This is a genomic window from Pseudomonas sp. 50_B (assembly GCF_017491625.1).
Classification (GTDB): Bacteria; Pseudomonadota; Gammaproteobacteria; order Pseudomonadales; family Pseudomonadaceae; genus Aquipseudomonas; species Aquipseudomonas danubii.
On sequence record NZ_JAFGYX010000024.1, the window covers coordinates 71,833 to 85,508 of the forward strand.

Annotated in this window: 14 protein-coding genes; 4 read left to right on the forward strand and 10 right to left on the reverse strand. The window is 63.0% G+C overall.

Annotated elements, in window-relative coordinates; genetic code table 11:
- Window positions 1-27: 27 nt before the first annotated feature.
- From J5M73_RS26025 to J5M73_RS26035, 3 genes are all read right to left on the reverse strand, one after another.
- Window positions 28-498 (reverse strand): sn-glycerol-3-phosphate transporter, encoded by a 471-nt coding sequence (locus tag J5M73_RS26025; RefSeq protein WP_102865240.1) that lies wholly within the window; start codon window positions 496-498, stop codon window positions 28-30.
- A gap of 90 nt (window positions 499-588) precedes the next feature.
- The gene (locus tag J5M73_RS26030; protein ID WP_347709989.1) at window positions 589-2,067 is read right to left on the reverse strand and encodes an alpha/beta hydrolase; all 1,479 of its coding nucleotides are present in this window, start codon (window positions 2,065-2,067) and stop codon (window positions 589-591) included.
- Window positions 2,064-2,741: a transcriptional regulator gene (locus J5M73_RS26035; RefSeq protein ID WP_162884049.1), complete on the reverse strand. Its 678-nt coding sequence runs from the start codon at window positions 2,739-2,741 to the stop codon at window positions 2,064-2,066. The genes J5M73_RS26030 and J5M73_RS26035 overlap by 4 nt, the downstream gene beginning before the upstream one ends.
- Before the next feature lie 214 nt (window positions 2,742-2,955).
- On the opposite strand from J5M73_RS26035, the gene J5M73_RS26040 reads away from it, so the two are divergent.
- From J5M73_RS26040 to J5M73_RS26050, 3 genes are all read left to right on the forward strand, one after another.
- On the forward strand, window positions 2,956-4,371 hold the full coding sequence (locus J5M73_RS26040; RefSeq protein ID WP_207816464.1) for an MFS transporter: 1,416 nt from the start codon (window positions 2,956-2,958) through the stop codon (window positions 4,369-4,371).
- A 36-nt stretch (window positions 4,372-4,407) separates the two neighbouring features.
- The gene (locus tag J5M73_RS26045; protein ID WP_207816465.1) at window positions 4,408-5,748 is read left to right on the forward strand and encodes a DUF6687 family protein; all 1,341 of its coding nucleotides are present in this window, start codon (window positions 4,408-4,410) and stop codon (window positions 5,746-5,748) included.
- An 80-nt stretch (window positions 5,749-5,828) separates the two neighbouring features.
- Entirely contained in the window at window positions 5,829-6,446 is a 618-nt protein-coding gene (locus J5M73_RS26050) for a class I SAM-dependent methyltransferase (RefSeq protein WP_207816467.1), read from the forward strand.
- Window positions 6,447-6,449: 3 nt separating this feature from the next.
- On the opposite strand, the gene J5M73_RS26055 is transcribed toward J5M73_RS26050, so the two are convergent.
- The 7 genes from J5M73_RS26055 to J5M73_RS26085 form a co-directional block, all read right to left on the reverse strand.
- Entirely contained in the window at window positions 6,450-7,394 is a 945-nt protein-coding gene (locus tag J5M73_RS26055) for a hypothetical protein (protein WP_207816468.1), read from the reverse strand.
- The gene (locus J5M73_RS26060) at window positions 7,381-9,006 is read right to left on the reverse strand and encodes an AAA family ATPase (protein WP_207816469.1); all 1,626 of its coding nucleotides are present in this window, start codon (window positions 9,004-9,006) and stop codon (window positions 7,381-7,383) included. The genes J5M73_RS26055 and J5M73_RS26060 overlap by 14 nt, the downstream gene beginning before the upstream one ends.
- Before the next feature lie 229 nt (window positions 9,007-9,235).
- Complete coding sequence (locus J5M73_RS26065) at window positions 9,236-9,715, reverse strand: copper chaperone PCu(A)C (protein WP_207816470.1); 480 nt, start codon at window positions 9,713-9,715, stop codon at window positions 9,236-9,238.
- Window positions 9,715-10,320 carry an SCO family protein gene (locus J5M73_RS26070; RefSeq protein WP_102880055.1) on the reverse strand — a complete coding sequence of 202 codons (606 nt, stop codon included), beginning with the start codon at window positions 10,318-10,320 and terminating at the stop codon, window positions 9,715-9,717. The genes J5M73_RS26065 and J5M73_RS26070 overlap by 1 nt, the downstream gene beginning before the upstream one ends.
- A 228-nt stretch (window positions 10,321-10,548) precedes the next feature.
- Entirely contained in the window at window positions 10,549-10,965 is a 417-nt protein-coding gene (locus J5M73_RS26075) for an NUDIX domain-containing protein (RefSeq protein WP_207816471.1), read from the reverse strand.
- 190 nt (window positions 10,966-11,155) lie between these two features.
- Window positions 11,156-11,791 (reverse strand): LysE family transporter, encoded by a 636-nt coding sequence (locus J5M73_RS26080; protein ID WP_207816483.1) that lies wholly within the window; start codon window positions 11,789-11,791, stop codon window positions 11,156-11,158.
- A gap of 85 nt (window positions 11,792-11,876) precedes the next feature.
- Window positions 11,877-12,686, reverse strand: coding sequence for an AraC family transcriptional regulator (locus tag J5M73_RS26085; RefSeq protein ID WP_207816472.1), 810 nt, complete (start codon window positions 12,684-12,686; stop codon window positions 11,877-11,879).
- Window positions 12,687-12,850: 164 nt separating this feature from the next.
- Between J5M73_RS26085 and J5M73_RS26090 the strand changes: the two genes are divergently transcribed.
- Complete coding sequence (locus tag J5M73_RS26090) at window positions 12,851-13,675, forward strand: enoyl-CoA hydratase-related protein (RefSeq protein WP_102865006.1); 825 nt, start codon at window positions 12,851-12,853, stop codon at window positions 13,673-13,675.
- The last annotated feature ends 1 nt before the right edge of the window (window position 13,676 follow it).

The following is a 13,676-nucleotide window of genomic DNA, read 5'->3' on the forward strand; positions in this document are numbered from 1 at the left end:
TGTACGATTGTGCGAGTTTGCCGGGGCTCAGAAGCGGTAGCCGACGTTGACCATCACTGCGGCAGCGCCCAGCACCACCAGCTCGGTGCCCACCGGCCCGTAGTGCACGCCCACCGCCGGAATCAGCACCGGTGCCACGCCAAAGTGGTTCAACGGGATCTTGTCCTTGTAGTCGCCCTTGTAACCCTGGATCAGCCCGCCGCTGAGCTTGGCGTAGACCGGCCAGTCGGCGTGTTCCCAGGCCTTGCCCACGTAGGCGTAGTAGGAGCGCTGGGAGAAGGAGTTGCGAAAGGTGCTCACGCCCCACAATTGACCGTCGGCGTAGTTGCGCTCCAGGCCGATCAGATCCTGGTGGTTGTTGTGGTCGGGATCGTTGCTCCAGTGGTTGGTATAGACGCTGCTCTGCACGTACCAGTAGTCCTGTTGCGCGGCGGCTTGCAGCGTCTGGCTGGCGGCGGCCAGCAGCAGGGCCAGGCCTGCGGCTTGGGTTCGAAGCATTGCTTTCATCAGGGTTCCCTGCCATCGCGGCAGTCGTGCCCCCTCGGAAATCAAGGGGGGGAAAGGGGGCAGACGCTAACATCCGGCTATTCAGCGAATCAATGATTGAACTGTTGCTTGATCTATATCGGCTTCGATGCGCTGGATCAGGTAGGGGAAGAACGGGTTGGCGGTCAGGCGCATCAGCTCCTCCATGGGCACCACCAGCACGCCGCGTTCACCGCGGGCGGCGATGGTGCCCAGGTGCACGCCGAAGTCTTCTCCGGGAGCGGGCTGGGTCCCGTACAAGCCGTCGTCCACAGGGAACGGCAAGGCCACGTGGGACAAGGAAAACACCCCCGTCGGATAGGCCAGGTCCAGGGGCCGTCGCTGGCTGTCCAGGCTCAGGGCGGGGGTGCTGACTTCGGCCAGGGTCGCGTCGCCGCTGCCTTCATTGGTCAGCACCCGGGTGCTGTAGTTGCGCGGCGGTGCCGGCAGCAGGCTGGCCAGGGAGGTGAGGCTGGCGGGGTCCAGCAGGCCTTCGAAGTCCCGGTCCCGGTTGAGGTCGAAAATCACCAGTTCACTGCCGTTGGCCGGCAGTTGCCGGTACAGGCCGGTGACCAGGGCAGGGGTACTGACCGTGGCATCGGTCAATGACTGGAAGCTGAGGATCGGCGGTAACCGGTTCAGGCGCGGGTCGCCCACCAGGGCCAGCAACTGGCTTTGCAGGGCATCGGTCAGCAGCCACGACTGGCGCGCGGCATTGACCGGAAACGAGTTGTACTTGAACGGGTTGTACTCAGGGCGCAGGTTCAGCCAGGCCGCCTTGCTGAAGGCCGGAAACACCGCCGGCCAGCCGGCCACACCGGCAAAGCGCGCCGACGGGGCCACGCCGATCATCGGCGAAATCAGCACCAGGCGCTGGGCCTGGGGCAACTGCGGATTGTCCAGGGCGTCCAGGGCGTACTTGACCGCCAGGGCACCACCGTTGGAGTAACCGACCACATGCAAGGGTGCCGGCGCCGGGACTTCGGCCCGAGCGGCACGCAGGGCCAGGCGGGTGGCGGCCAGCCAGTCCTGCCAGTGGGCGTCGGTCAGGCCGGCCGGCACGGTGCCGTGGCCGGGCAGGCGCAGGCCGATGGCCAGGTAACCGTGCTCGACGTAGCGCCGGGCAACGTGGCGCAAGCTGTAGGGCGAGTCGGTCAAACCATGCAGCAGCACCACCACGCCCCGTGGTGTGCCTGAGGGCCGCAGCAGGTAGGAGCGGTTCCAGTCAGTGGCAAAGCGGGGCGGGTAGACCCGGCTGTCCACACGATAACGGTTGAAGGGCGGGACCTGGGTCGGGTCCAGGCGGTCGCTGACTTCACGCCGGACTTCGGCAAACAAACGCTCCTCGGCCTGCAGCCAGGCCGCCCAATCGGCGCTATCGATCTGTTCGATGCTCAGTTCATGGGGCACCCGCAGGTGCCAGGGTTGCAGCGCCGGACCCCGCTCGCTGTCGTAGGCACGCCAGGCCAGCAGGGTGAGTGCGGCAACGCCGAGGATCAGCGCGCCACCCTTGAGCAGGCGCGACAGGGTCGGGGCGATCACGGGCAGGGACTCGGTTGGAGGGCGCTGATGCGATAAACGCAGCGTCGACCGCCAGTGATCAGGTGCTCCACGCGCTGCACCTGCCCAAGGTCGCCAATGGCGGCCTGGAACACTTGCAGTTCGGAGCGGCAGAAGCCCTGGCACTGCTGGGCCGCGACACAGATCGGACAGTGGCTCTCGATCAACAGCCAGCCCTCGCCGTCGGCCTCGACACTGGCCATGTAGCCGGCGACTTCACGGATCTGCGCCAGGGCCCGGACCCGTTCTTCCAGGGTCGGTAGCGGCGCGCAGACGTCGAGGTACTGCGCGGTGTTGACCCGCTCCATGTCAGTGACGATGCGTTCCACGCCGTCGGCCCCATAGACCGCGCGAATCGAATCGATCAGTTGCAGGGTCAGGTGGGCATGGGTGTCGGGAAAACGGGCCTGGGCCTGCTCGGTCAACACCCATTTCTGCGACGGCCGCCCAGCGCCCTGGGCCGGCATCATCTGCCCGGCGATCAGTTCAGCGTCCAGCAGTTTCTGTAGCTGCTGGCGGGTGGCTTCCAGGGACACCTTGAGCAGCGGGGCCAGGTCGGCGGTTTTCAAGGGGCCGCGGGTTTTCAGCAGAAACAGAATTCGCTCGGCGGTGGCGCCGGGGTTCTTCTTCTCGGCAGGGGAGGATATCGAGGACATGCTGGGCCATTAACCAATGCGCAAGTGGGGTATCGAGAGCGTGCAGGACGCGGCTTACTGCGCAAGCATAACAGGCTCCGGCCAAGTGGCCCGGCGATTGTCGCGCTTTGAACGGCGGATTGGGCAAGAGAGCGAGACAATGAAAAATTAATTATCAAAGTGTTTGCTTGTGTAATACAGTGCAGCTTTATCGAACACCCTAAGGGAGCAAGGCATGGCTTCGACAAGCGGATGGTCAGCACTGTTACTGGGCAAGAACGGACTGCGCTCGGCAGCCCTGGCCGGTGGCGTGGCGCTGCATGCAATCAATGTGTACCTGGTCACCACGCTGTTGCCTTCGGTGGTCAAGGATATCGGCGGCCTGGACTACTACGCCTGGAATACCACCTTGTTCGTGGTGGCCTCGATCATAGGTTCGGTGCTGTCCACCCGGGCCCTGGGGATACTGGGGCCGAAGCTCGCCTATGCCCTGGCCGGCCTGGTGTTCATGCTCGGTTGCGGCCTGTGTGCCCTGGCCCCGGACATGGGCTGGCTGATCATCGGGCGCAGTGTTCAGGGCCTGGGCGGAGGGCTGCTGTTCGCCTTGCCCTACGCGATGATCCGCCTGGTGTTCGACGAGCCGCTGTGGCCCCGGGCGATGGCGCTGATTTCCGCCATGTGGGGCGCGGCCACCCTGATCGGCCCTGCCGTGGGCGGGGTCTTCGCCGAACACGGCGCCTGGCGTGCGGCGTTCTGGGTGCTTGTGCCCTGCACCTTGCTGTTCATGCTGCTGGCGATCGCCCTGTTACCGGGCAAAAGCCGCGAAACGGCGCCGCGCAGTCCTATTCCCGGGCTGCAACTGGTGTTGCTGACCGCAGTGGTGCTGGCGATCTCCATCGGCAGCATCACACCTTCGCCCGGGTACAACGCGCTGGGCCTGGGCGTCGGTCTGGGCCTGTTGCTGCTGGTGGTGGTGCTGGAGAACCGTTCCGGCAAACGTCTCTTGCCCCGCGACAGCCTGAAGTCCGGCAGCCCCTTGCTGGCGCTGTACATCTCCATGGCGCTGCTGGTGGTGGGCATGACCAGCGAGGTCTTTGTGCCGCTGTTCCTGCAAGAGCTGCATCAGCAGACGCCCTTGCTGGCGGGTTACATCGCCGCGCTGATGGCGGCCGGCTGGACCCTGGGGGCGATCTTCAGCTCCGGCCTGAGCCCCCGGGGCGCGGCCCGGGCCATCGCCAGCGGGCCGTTTCTGGTGGTGGCCGGCCTGCTCCTGGCCTGTCTGTTCATGCCTGCCACGGCCACGCCGCTGCTGAGCCTGGGGGCGGTGTGCCTGGCCATGTTGCTGGTGGGCACAGGGATCGGCCTGGCGTGGCCCCATCTGTTGTCCCGAGTCCTGGAAAACGCGGCCGATGACCAGAAGGAGCTGGCGGGCGCCTCGATCACCACGGTGCAACTGGTGGCCACGGCCCTGGGCGCGGCGCTGGCGGGGATGATTGTCAACCTGGCCGGACTCAGCTCCAGCGCCGGTGTTGCCGGTGCAGCCCAGGCCGCGGCCTGGCTGTTCGGTCTCTACGCCGGGGTATCGGCCCTGTTGTTTATCAGCATGCGTCAGGTCCGGCGCCACCATACCCGGGCGCTGGCCGAGGCCTGAGGCCTGCCTGACTCATCACACTTCAAGGACATACAGATGAACAGCCTCAATACCGCTTGCCAGGAACAGGGCTTCCTTTTCGATCCGGGAGTCGCCCCATTGTTCGCGCACCTGGACCTTCGCCTGCTGGGGGGGCGCGCCATCGGCATTGCCGACAATCAGTTCACCGATCTGCTCAGCGTCCTCGGCGGCCCCGGTTGCGGGGTGTGCAATGGCAACCCCCGGGACCTGCGCCGGGAGAACCTGCGCCAGTTCAGTTATCGCCTGGACGGTTCGGGCGAACTCAGCAGCGCAACGCCGGCGCTGCGGGAACTGCCCCGGCAGTTGCATCAGCGACTGGCGCCCGGCGCAGGTGTTGCGCCGCTGGAGCTTGGCTTGCAACCCTGGCGCCTGGGGCCCCACAGCCCCTATGGATTCCTGCCCCTGGGCCAGACCCACAGACGGTCCAATATCTCCCTGGATTCCATCGACAATCCGGCCACTGTGCTGACCCTGTCCCATTGGCCGGCCAACAAGACCCCCAGCGCCTACAAGGCCAACCTGTCCACCACCAGCGCCCTGATCTTTCTCCAACAAGGGCTGAGGGTGGAACAGGCGCAGGTGATCACCAGCGATCATTTCGATCTTGACGGGCTGGCCTCGGTCTACGCCTTCCTGGCCCCCGAGCAGGCCCTGCGGCACCGTCAATTGCTGATCGATATCGCACGACTCGGCGACTTCACCCGGGGCACTTCGCCCCAGGCCCTGCACTGCGCCTTTACCCTGCATGCCCTGGCCGCCCGGGTGCGCAGCGACAGCCAGGGTGGCAACGACCGGCAACTCATGGCGCGTTTCACCGCACTGCTGCCGCAACTGGCCGATGTGCTGGATAACACCCGGCGTTACGCCGAACTGTACGACCCGGCCATGCAGGAGCTGCAGCGCAGCACGGCGCTGGTGGAGCATGCTGCCACACGGATCGAAGAGTACCCGGGCATCGATCTGGCGATCTTTCGCCTGCCTGACGGCGCATGGCAGGGCGAGGGCGAGTACTTCGGCCTGTCGCCGGTGGCGTTGCACAATCGCACCCGCTGTGCGGTGCTGGCCATCGTCAATCAGGGGCGTATCGAAATCCGCCAGCGTTATGAAAGCTGGGTCGAGCGCAGCAGCGGCATTCCCCGGGCCCGTCGGGACCTGGCGATCTTCGCCCGGGCCTTGCAGGAAACGGAGCGCACTCCTGGGCAGTGGCACTACGACGGGGTGCAGGCAATCATGCCGGGCCTGAGGTTTGTCGCCGACCGGCCCAGCAGCCACTCCAGCGACAAGCTGCTGGCCGAACTGCGTCAGTTCCTCGGCCAGGCCCCGGTGGCCTGGGATGCCAACGGCCAGGCCACATAACGCCGTACCGCCAACTTCGCTTTGCCTGGCGCCCTTGTGCTGTAACCTGCGGCCACCAAACAGCACAAGGAAGCCTGTGGATGCACGAATCCGCACGTCACATCGTCGATCTGTACCAGCGTCATGCCCAGGCTTGGGACCGGGCGCGCCGGGCCAACACCCAGGCATTTCACAGTGAACAAGCCTGGTTCGAACGCTTTCGCCAGGTCATGGGGGCTGGCCGGCAGGTATTGGATCTGGGGTGTGGCGGTGGCGAGCCGGTAGCGCGCTATCTGGTGGAACATGGATACGCGGTCACGGGCGTCGACAGCAGCGCCGCCTTGCTTGATCAGTGTCGCCGGCGCTTTCCCGAGCAGCAGTGGATCAACGCCGACATGCGCGGTCTGGCCCTGGATCAGGACTTTGCCGGCATTCTTGCGTGGAACAGCCTGTTCCACCTGAGCCCGGACGATCAGCGCGCCATGTTCGCCGTGTTCGAACGCCATGCCGGCCCAGGCTGCGCCCTGATGTTCACCAGCGGACCTGCAGCAGGGGAGGCCATCGGCGAGTTCGAAGGCGAGGCCCTGTACCACGCGAGCCTGGACCCGGGGGAATACTGCACCTTGCTCGATACCCACGGTTTCGAGGTGGTGCAGCAGGTCAGTGAAGACCCGGAGTGCTGCGGGCTGACGGTGTGGTTGGCGCGGGGGATTTACTGAGGCTCAAAGCGCCTTGAGGTTTTTAGCGATATCCAGCAGGCAGATGCCCAGAGCACGTTTTTCAACGTCATGCGGGGCGAAACCAAGGATGAACAACGGACGTATCATCAACTTTTCAAGGACATCATCACTTTCCTCCAGGATCTGGATGCGCTGGAGCATGTCGTTCATTTCGGCGCGATGCCATTGATAACGCTCTTGCAGGCGAAAGAATTCGGCGAAATTCTGCCAGGCGCCATCGCCGGTGACACTCAGTCCGAGCTCTTCATCAGTGAGTCCGTGTATTCCCAGTGCGGAGCCCTCCACCTTGAAACTCATCCTGAGAGCGGAATCGTCGAATGGGTGCGGAATCGTCTGCTTGGGGTCCTTGGCGCCCTTGATCGTCGTGGAGTTGCAGCGGTCACAACAGGGGATGAGGTTGTACAGCGAAACGGCCAGGTACGGGTAGATCGATTGAGGCAGGAAATGATCCAGAGGTGGGCGCAGCTCCAGCTCCCCTGAGTTCTTTGCCCGTTGTTCGTGGTAGTTCACATGGTTCATATGGCAATAAGGGCAGATACGGAGAGAGTGCTGAGCTACCAGCTTGTAGGCATTCCATCCGTCATCCTTATCGTCGAATTTCGCGTAGTTGAATAGTTCATTGAGCTTCTTAATCAGAAGCTCCATTTGCGGATGATCTTTCCTTTTCTTGCCTCGAGGACGCTTTACTAAATACTTCAATAGATCTGGCGCATCGTCTTCGACTTGATCAATCACACTCCGGAGTTCCTGCACGCCGCCGATGAGAATATCCCGGCGCCTGTCTTTCAACCTTTCGCGCAATTTAGTGGCACAGGCCGGGTAGTCGTCGAGTTCCGTCCAGTGATTGAGTACCTCGTCGAAACGTTTTCCCAGGGTTTTCAAGTGCAGCTCTTCGACCTCGCGAGAGAGGGCCTTAAACTTGAGCATCTGATTTCATCCCCAGCACCAACAGTTGATCCATGACGTGGGATTGCAGCGTTTCACTGGCCAGGGTTTTGGTGATACTCAAGGCCCTGTTCATTTGCTGGGAGTCGAGCCTGCCCCGGTTGAGGAGCCTGGACAACTCGCTCAGTCGCTGGGCGTTGCAGGAACCGGTGAAACTGTCGACCTTAAACACCTTCGTCAGGGTCTGCTTGGCGGTGTACCCGAACGCATTGTCCAATCGCTTGCAGTCCAGGTCGAAGAGGCGATTGGCGGGGGTGTCCGCTACAACAAGCAACGAGTGGGTTGAAATGAACAGGTGGGTGCGTTTGGCAACGCTTGCGAACTGCTGAATGAATTCCAGCAAATCGTGAACGTAAAGGCTCTGCCATTTGGGGTGCATGAACAACTCGGCTTCATCCAGGCATAACACCAGGCTGCTGGCTTCAGACTGGAGCTCGAACTCACCGATGGCCTTGGCCACCGAACAGTAGAGGGACATCATGCTGGCCTGGCCGCAGCTCAGTGCTTCAAAGGAGAGCTCCAGCAGACCGAGTGCCGCGACTTCAGAAAGCAGGCCTTCATGCCGGCGGATCTGCCGACCGATCTGTCGATTCAGGTATGACAGGCTTGCTCTGCGGTTCCATTGGCGAAGACCGTCAAAGAGTTTCGCGACCACCTCCAGGGCCTGTTGTGCCTCGAATAACAGTTCCATCAGCAATGGGTCGTTCGAAAGCAGGTTGAGCTGCTCGAGGTTGGATGTCAGGTGATCATCCAACCAAGGCTGGTTTTCTCGGATCATCGTTACCAACGCATCTATCAACTCATGACGTTGATGTTCATAAAACCTGTCGGCAGCCCTCAACAGGGTAAAGGACAAGATGAACTTGGTTGCGAGCGAAGCGCTTCGATCCAACTCTTTCATATAGGACTTGAGTTCTGGCTGCAGATCGCTGTACGTCCGAGTACCGCGCCTGCCGTAGGTCCTGAGCGCTTCTACCAGAGAGATCGGCTTGACCGTTATGTTGACCTGGGTCTTGGAAACAAAATCGGCTCGCCCCTTGAGGTAGGGATAGGCACTGAATGCTGCGATCGGGTCCGATTGCCTGGCCTGCCACGCTTGGGTGCTGAGGTTCTTGACTCCCCGCGCCTTCAAACGATTCAGTCTGGCTCTTTCAAAAGGAGAGGTCGTATAGAAGGCCGTGAAAAAGTCAGGCATCGCGGATCTGTTGAGCTCTTTCATCACCTCACCAGCTTGCAGTTCGACGCCTTGAAGCGAGGTGCCTTTTGCCAGGTGCAGGCCAGTCCGGTCCTCCCAAAGCACACTGATGTTCGAGTCGTTACTCCAGTTGACCAGGCCCTCGCACAACTCAAGCAGCATCGCGGTTTTGCCACTGCCATTTTCGCCGTAAAGCGTGGTGAATGACGCAACGCTCAATTCGGCAGAGACTGCCGGCGTCGACCGCCGTGCAATCTGCAGGCAGTAAGAAGGCTGGTCGGTGATCGGAGATGTTTTTTCAAAAGCCACTTCATAGTCGTCGGTGAGCGGCAACACCACCGGTTGCCCTGGCTTATCGGCGAAAAAAAGCACATGAATCACTGTGCGGTCTGGCGACATATCGAATCCTTGATGGTGCTTGCCCAGGTTGTGGCGTGCTCGATGATCGATCGGGTCAACACGGGGAAATGGCTTTTAGCCATGTTTTTTGGCGAGTGGCGCGTAGAGTGGCATACGGATCGGCGTGGGGAAATAGCTCCGCGCGGTTGAGATCCAGGCAAAAAAAAGCCGCGCTTGCTGTCTCTGGCGCGGCTTGTTTATGGCCCGGGGGCCTGTGTTTCAGCTCACTTTAGTGCTTCATCATGCTGTGATCCGGCGCATTCAGCGCTCGGGCTTGGGCTTGGACCTTGATCGACTCCTTCTCGCCCTGGGCGTTTTCCACGATCAGGGTCAGAGGCACGGTGTCGCCGGCCTTGATCTGGCCGGTGAGCTCCATGAGCATCACGTGATAGCCGTGGCTGTCCAGGCTGACCTTCTTCCCGGCCGGCAGGGCCAAGGCGTCCACTGGCTGCATGCTCATCACGTCGTTGTGCATGCTCGACTGATGGATCTGCACGTTCTTGGCCACGGGCGACTGCACTTCAACCAGCTTGCTGTCGCTGCTGGCGGTGAGGTCCATGAAGGCGCCGCTGGCGTGCTGGCCAGGGACGGTGGCGCGGACCCAGGCGTTGTCCACTTGGGTCGCGGCGCTGGCGGTGCCGGCCAGGCCCAGCAGGGAGAGCATCAGCAGGGCGGATTTGATCCGGGATGGGCGACGTTGCGAGTTCATTAACAGACCTCCATGACGGTGAGCAGATCTTCCGCGCACTCTTGGGCGTTGAGGGACTGGGACAGACCCAGGCGCAAGGTGCCCCGGGAGTCGTAGACGAAACTGGTGGCGGTGTGGGACAGGGTGTAGGTCGAGCCGCTGGGGATCTTTTCGTAGAACACGCCAAATTCCTTGGCGGTGGCCGCAGTCTCTTCCAGGGTGCCGTAAAGCGCCTCGAAGCTCGGATCGAAGGCCTTGACGTAGGCGTCCAGCACCTCGGGCGTGTCGCGCTCGGGGTCCAGGGTGATGAACACCACTTTCAGGCGGTCGCCGTCGCGGCCCATGAGTTTCTTGGCCTGGGCGGCGCGGGCCAGGGTGGTGGGGCAGACCGCCGGGCACTGGGTGAAGCCGAAGAAGATCATCGGCATCAGGCCACGGTAGCTGGACAGCGACTTGGTTTCGCCCTGGGAATCGGTGAGTTTGAAGGTGCGGCCGAGAATCTGATTGCTCAGGTCCTTGCCATATTTGAAGGACAGTCGGGGACTGTTGTCGCAACCGGCGAGCAGGCCCAGGCCGAGCACCCCGGCGCTGGTAAGCAGGGTGCGGCGAGTCAGCAAAACACTCATGAAATAACGCCCTTTGAACAGCCAGACAGGCAAAAACCCGCGCATGGTAACAAACAGACGAAAGCGGCGGCGGGCTAATTAGACCAATGCCTGCGGCCATCGGTCGCAGTCTGGGTGGTGGATTGAGCCGGACTCACGGCCAAGTGTCGAGCGCTGCCCGGAGGCGGGTCCTGCGGTTGCAGCCATGCCCCGGACGATCGACCTCTGGGCCTTGGGTGATATGCGCGTTCAATCTTCCAGCGCCGCGATCTGCACCAGCGCCCGCACGGCAGCGCGGGTGGCCAGGGTCAGGGGCTTGGGCAACCGGTCCAGCTCGAACCAGGCGATGTCGCTGTGCTTGTGCGGCTCGTTGTTACGCGGCGCCATGGCCGGGGCGGAGGCCAGGTACACCGGGCAAACCCAATGTTCCTGCCGTTCGGCGTCGATCTGGTCTGCCACGCATAACAGGCTGACGCCTTGCAGGGTCAGTCCGAGCGCTTCGAGGATTTCACGGCGCATGGCCTGCTCCACCGGCTCCAGCCAATCGACCTTGCCTCCGGGCAAGCCCCAGCAACCGGCCTCGGGGTCCCGCAGGCGCTTGACCAGCAGTAACTGGCCATCGCGGACGATAGCGGCGCCGCATCCCAGGCGAGGCTGTTGTGGCATGGCTGTACTCCTGTGCGTTGGGGAGAAGGACAAGCCCCGTGGTCCTGCCCGGCAGTTGCTGTGCGCCTCGCACACTATCGACTGTCAAGGATGACAACCGCGTGTTGCTTTGTTGTTTATTTGTAACTTTCAACGTGCAGGACGGCCGCCGATTCAGTGCCCGGTTCAAAACCTGACTCAAGTGCCCGGCTCAGTGGCGCAACAGGGTGGCCGCGATCACGGCCAGTGCCATGAGGATCAGGATCGCCCCGGTGATTCGTTCCAGCCAGGGCAGGGCGCGGGAGAAGCGCCGCCGCACCCGGTCATTGCCAATGGCCAGCGCCACCAACACATCCCACAGCAGCACCACGCTGAACATCCATACGCCATAGACCAGCTTCCAGGCGGTGCTGGTCTGGGCGCCCACCAGGGACGCCAGGCTGACATAGAACAGGGCGTTCTTCGGGTTGAGCAGGCCCGAAAACAGACCCGCGCCCAGGCCGCGCCACCAGGTGGCCCGGTGCAGCGCCAGGCTGTCGCCCTGGGCAGCCACCGCAGCCAGGGAACGGGTGCCAGCGTGACGGATGAACAGCCCGCCCAGGTAAAGCAGGTAGCCACAACCGGCCAGTTGGATCGCCAGGAACAGCCAGCTGTCGGGGTGCAATACCGAGACCCCGCCAAAGGCCAGGACAATGAACAGACCGTTGGCCAGGGCGATGCCCAGGCAGGCGCCGGTGGCCGGTTTCCAGCCGCTGGCCATGGACAGGCGCGCCACCAGGAAGAAGTCCGGTCCAGGGGAGAGCAGGGCGAGAAAATGCGCGGCGGCGACCAGCAGGAACTGTTGAATCATGAAGGCAGACTTCCAGAGGCGAGAAGGGGCTGGAAGTCTGCCGGGCGTCAGTACTGGGGTATTGAAGAAAATTGCGCGGCCTTCAGCGCTTGTACAAACCCGGGGTGACCCCGACATGGGCCTTGAACACCCGCTGGAAGTGCGCTTGATCGGCAAAGCCCAAACGCTGGGCCAGGGCCGCCGGGGCCTCGCCGGCCTGCAGCGAGGTGCGGGCCTGGATGATGCGCTGGTTCAATTGGTAGGCGTGGGGCGTCAACCCGGTGGCAGCGCGAAAGGCCCGGATCAGTTGGTAGCGGCTGAGGCCCGCCAGCGTTGCCAGGCGCTGCAGCGGGTGAGCCTGTTGCGCCTCCTGTTGCAGGAATTGCATGACCCGCCGGACCCCGGCGCCGGCCAGGCCCGGATCGGCGGCCAGAGCAATCACCGGCGGCCCCTGGAGTGGAAAATCGCCAATGAACTCGATCAGCGCTGCTTCCTTGTCTTGCCAACTGGCGGTGGAGAACAGCAGGTCGTTGAGGCGGCAAAAGCGCTGGTACAGATCCCCGTCGTGACTCAACAGCACCTGGCCAGGCGCCAATGCCGCCTGCTGCTGTGCTTCCAGGCGCACACCTTCGACCCAGCGCGGCTCCAGGTGCAGCATCTGGTAGCTCCAGGCCGTGTCGGGCTGGGGATTGCAGGCATGGGCGCAATGAGCCGGGACAAACACCACGCTGCCGGCCTGGATCAGGGTGGGTCCCTCGGCGCCGCCACTGAACAGGCTGATGCCACGGTCCACGGCGCCGATGGACACTGTCGGGTGGCTGTGGGCCCTGTAGTTGGCGCGGCTGTCACAGGCTCGGCGGCTTTCTACGTAAGGCAGGTTCGGGTCGCGCCAGAATTGCGCTGAGGGCGTCATGCTGCAGCTCTGTGGTAAGGGGACGGATGAGCAGGCTAACAGGGTGGATTGCAAGGGTGCCAGTTTGCGCTGAGCGCGGACGCCGGACGGGAGCGCGCGCCAGGGCTGCCTATACTGCACTCGGGTTTTGCTCAACCGCGCCACGACCTGCACCAGGAGCTGCCATGAACTTCAAGGAAATCGCCTACGAGCAGCACGGACCCGTAGTGGTCATCCGCTTCAATCGCCCCGAGCAGCGCAACTGCATCGGCCCTGTGACCCACCTTGAATTGATCGACGCCTGGACGCGTTTTCGCGACGATGACACGGCCCTGGTAGCGATCATTACCGGCACCGGCGATCGGGCCTTTTGTGCCGGCGGCGACCTCAAGGCCGCCGCGCAACTGGTGCCGTCGAGCGCCGAGGAAATGGCCGCCCATGATCGTGGCGAACGCCCCGGAATCATCGGCCCCAGCCGTTGGGTCGACGTCTATAAACCGGTGATCGCGGCCGTCAATGGCGTGGCCTATGCCGGTGGCCTGGAGTGGGCCTGTTTTGCCGATATGCGCATTGCCGAAGAGCATGCCTCGTTCGGCGTTACCTGCCGCCGCTGGAACATCGGCCTGGCGGACGGCGGCACCCAGCGCCTGCCGCGGATTGTCGGCATGGGCCGGGCCATGGAATTGATTCTGACGGGCAAGGTGATTGATGCCCAAGAGGCCTACCGTATCGGTCTGGTCAACGAAATAGTGCCCAGCGGACGCTCCCTCAAGCGCGCGCTGGAACTGGCCCAGGTGCTGGCCGGTCTGCCGCAACCGGCGATGCGCTCGGACAAGGAAGCGGCCATCCGCGGTTACGGATTGCCCTTGGCCGAAGGCTTGAAGATAGAAGCCCAGTGCTTCAATCGCTCAATCCATGCCCCTGAAACCCAGGAAGGACTGCGCCGCTTCATCGAGCGCGATCACCCTGATCGTGGAGGCCGCCCCGCGACAGGCATGGTCAAGCACTGAG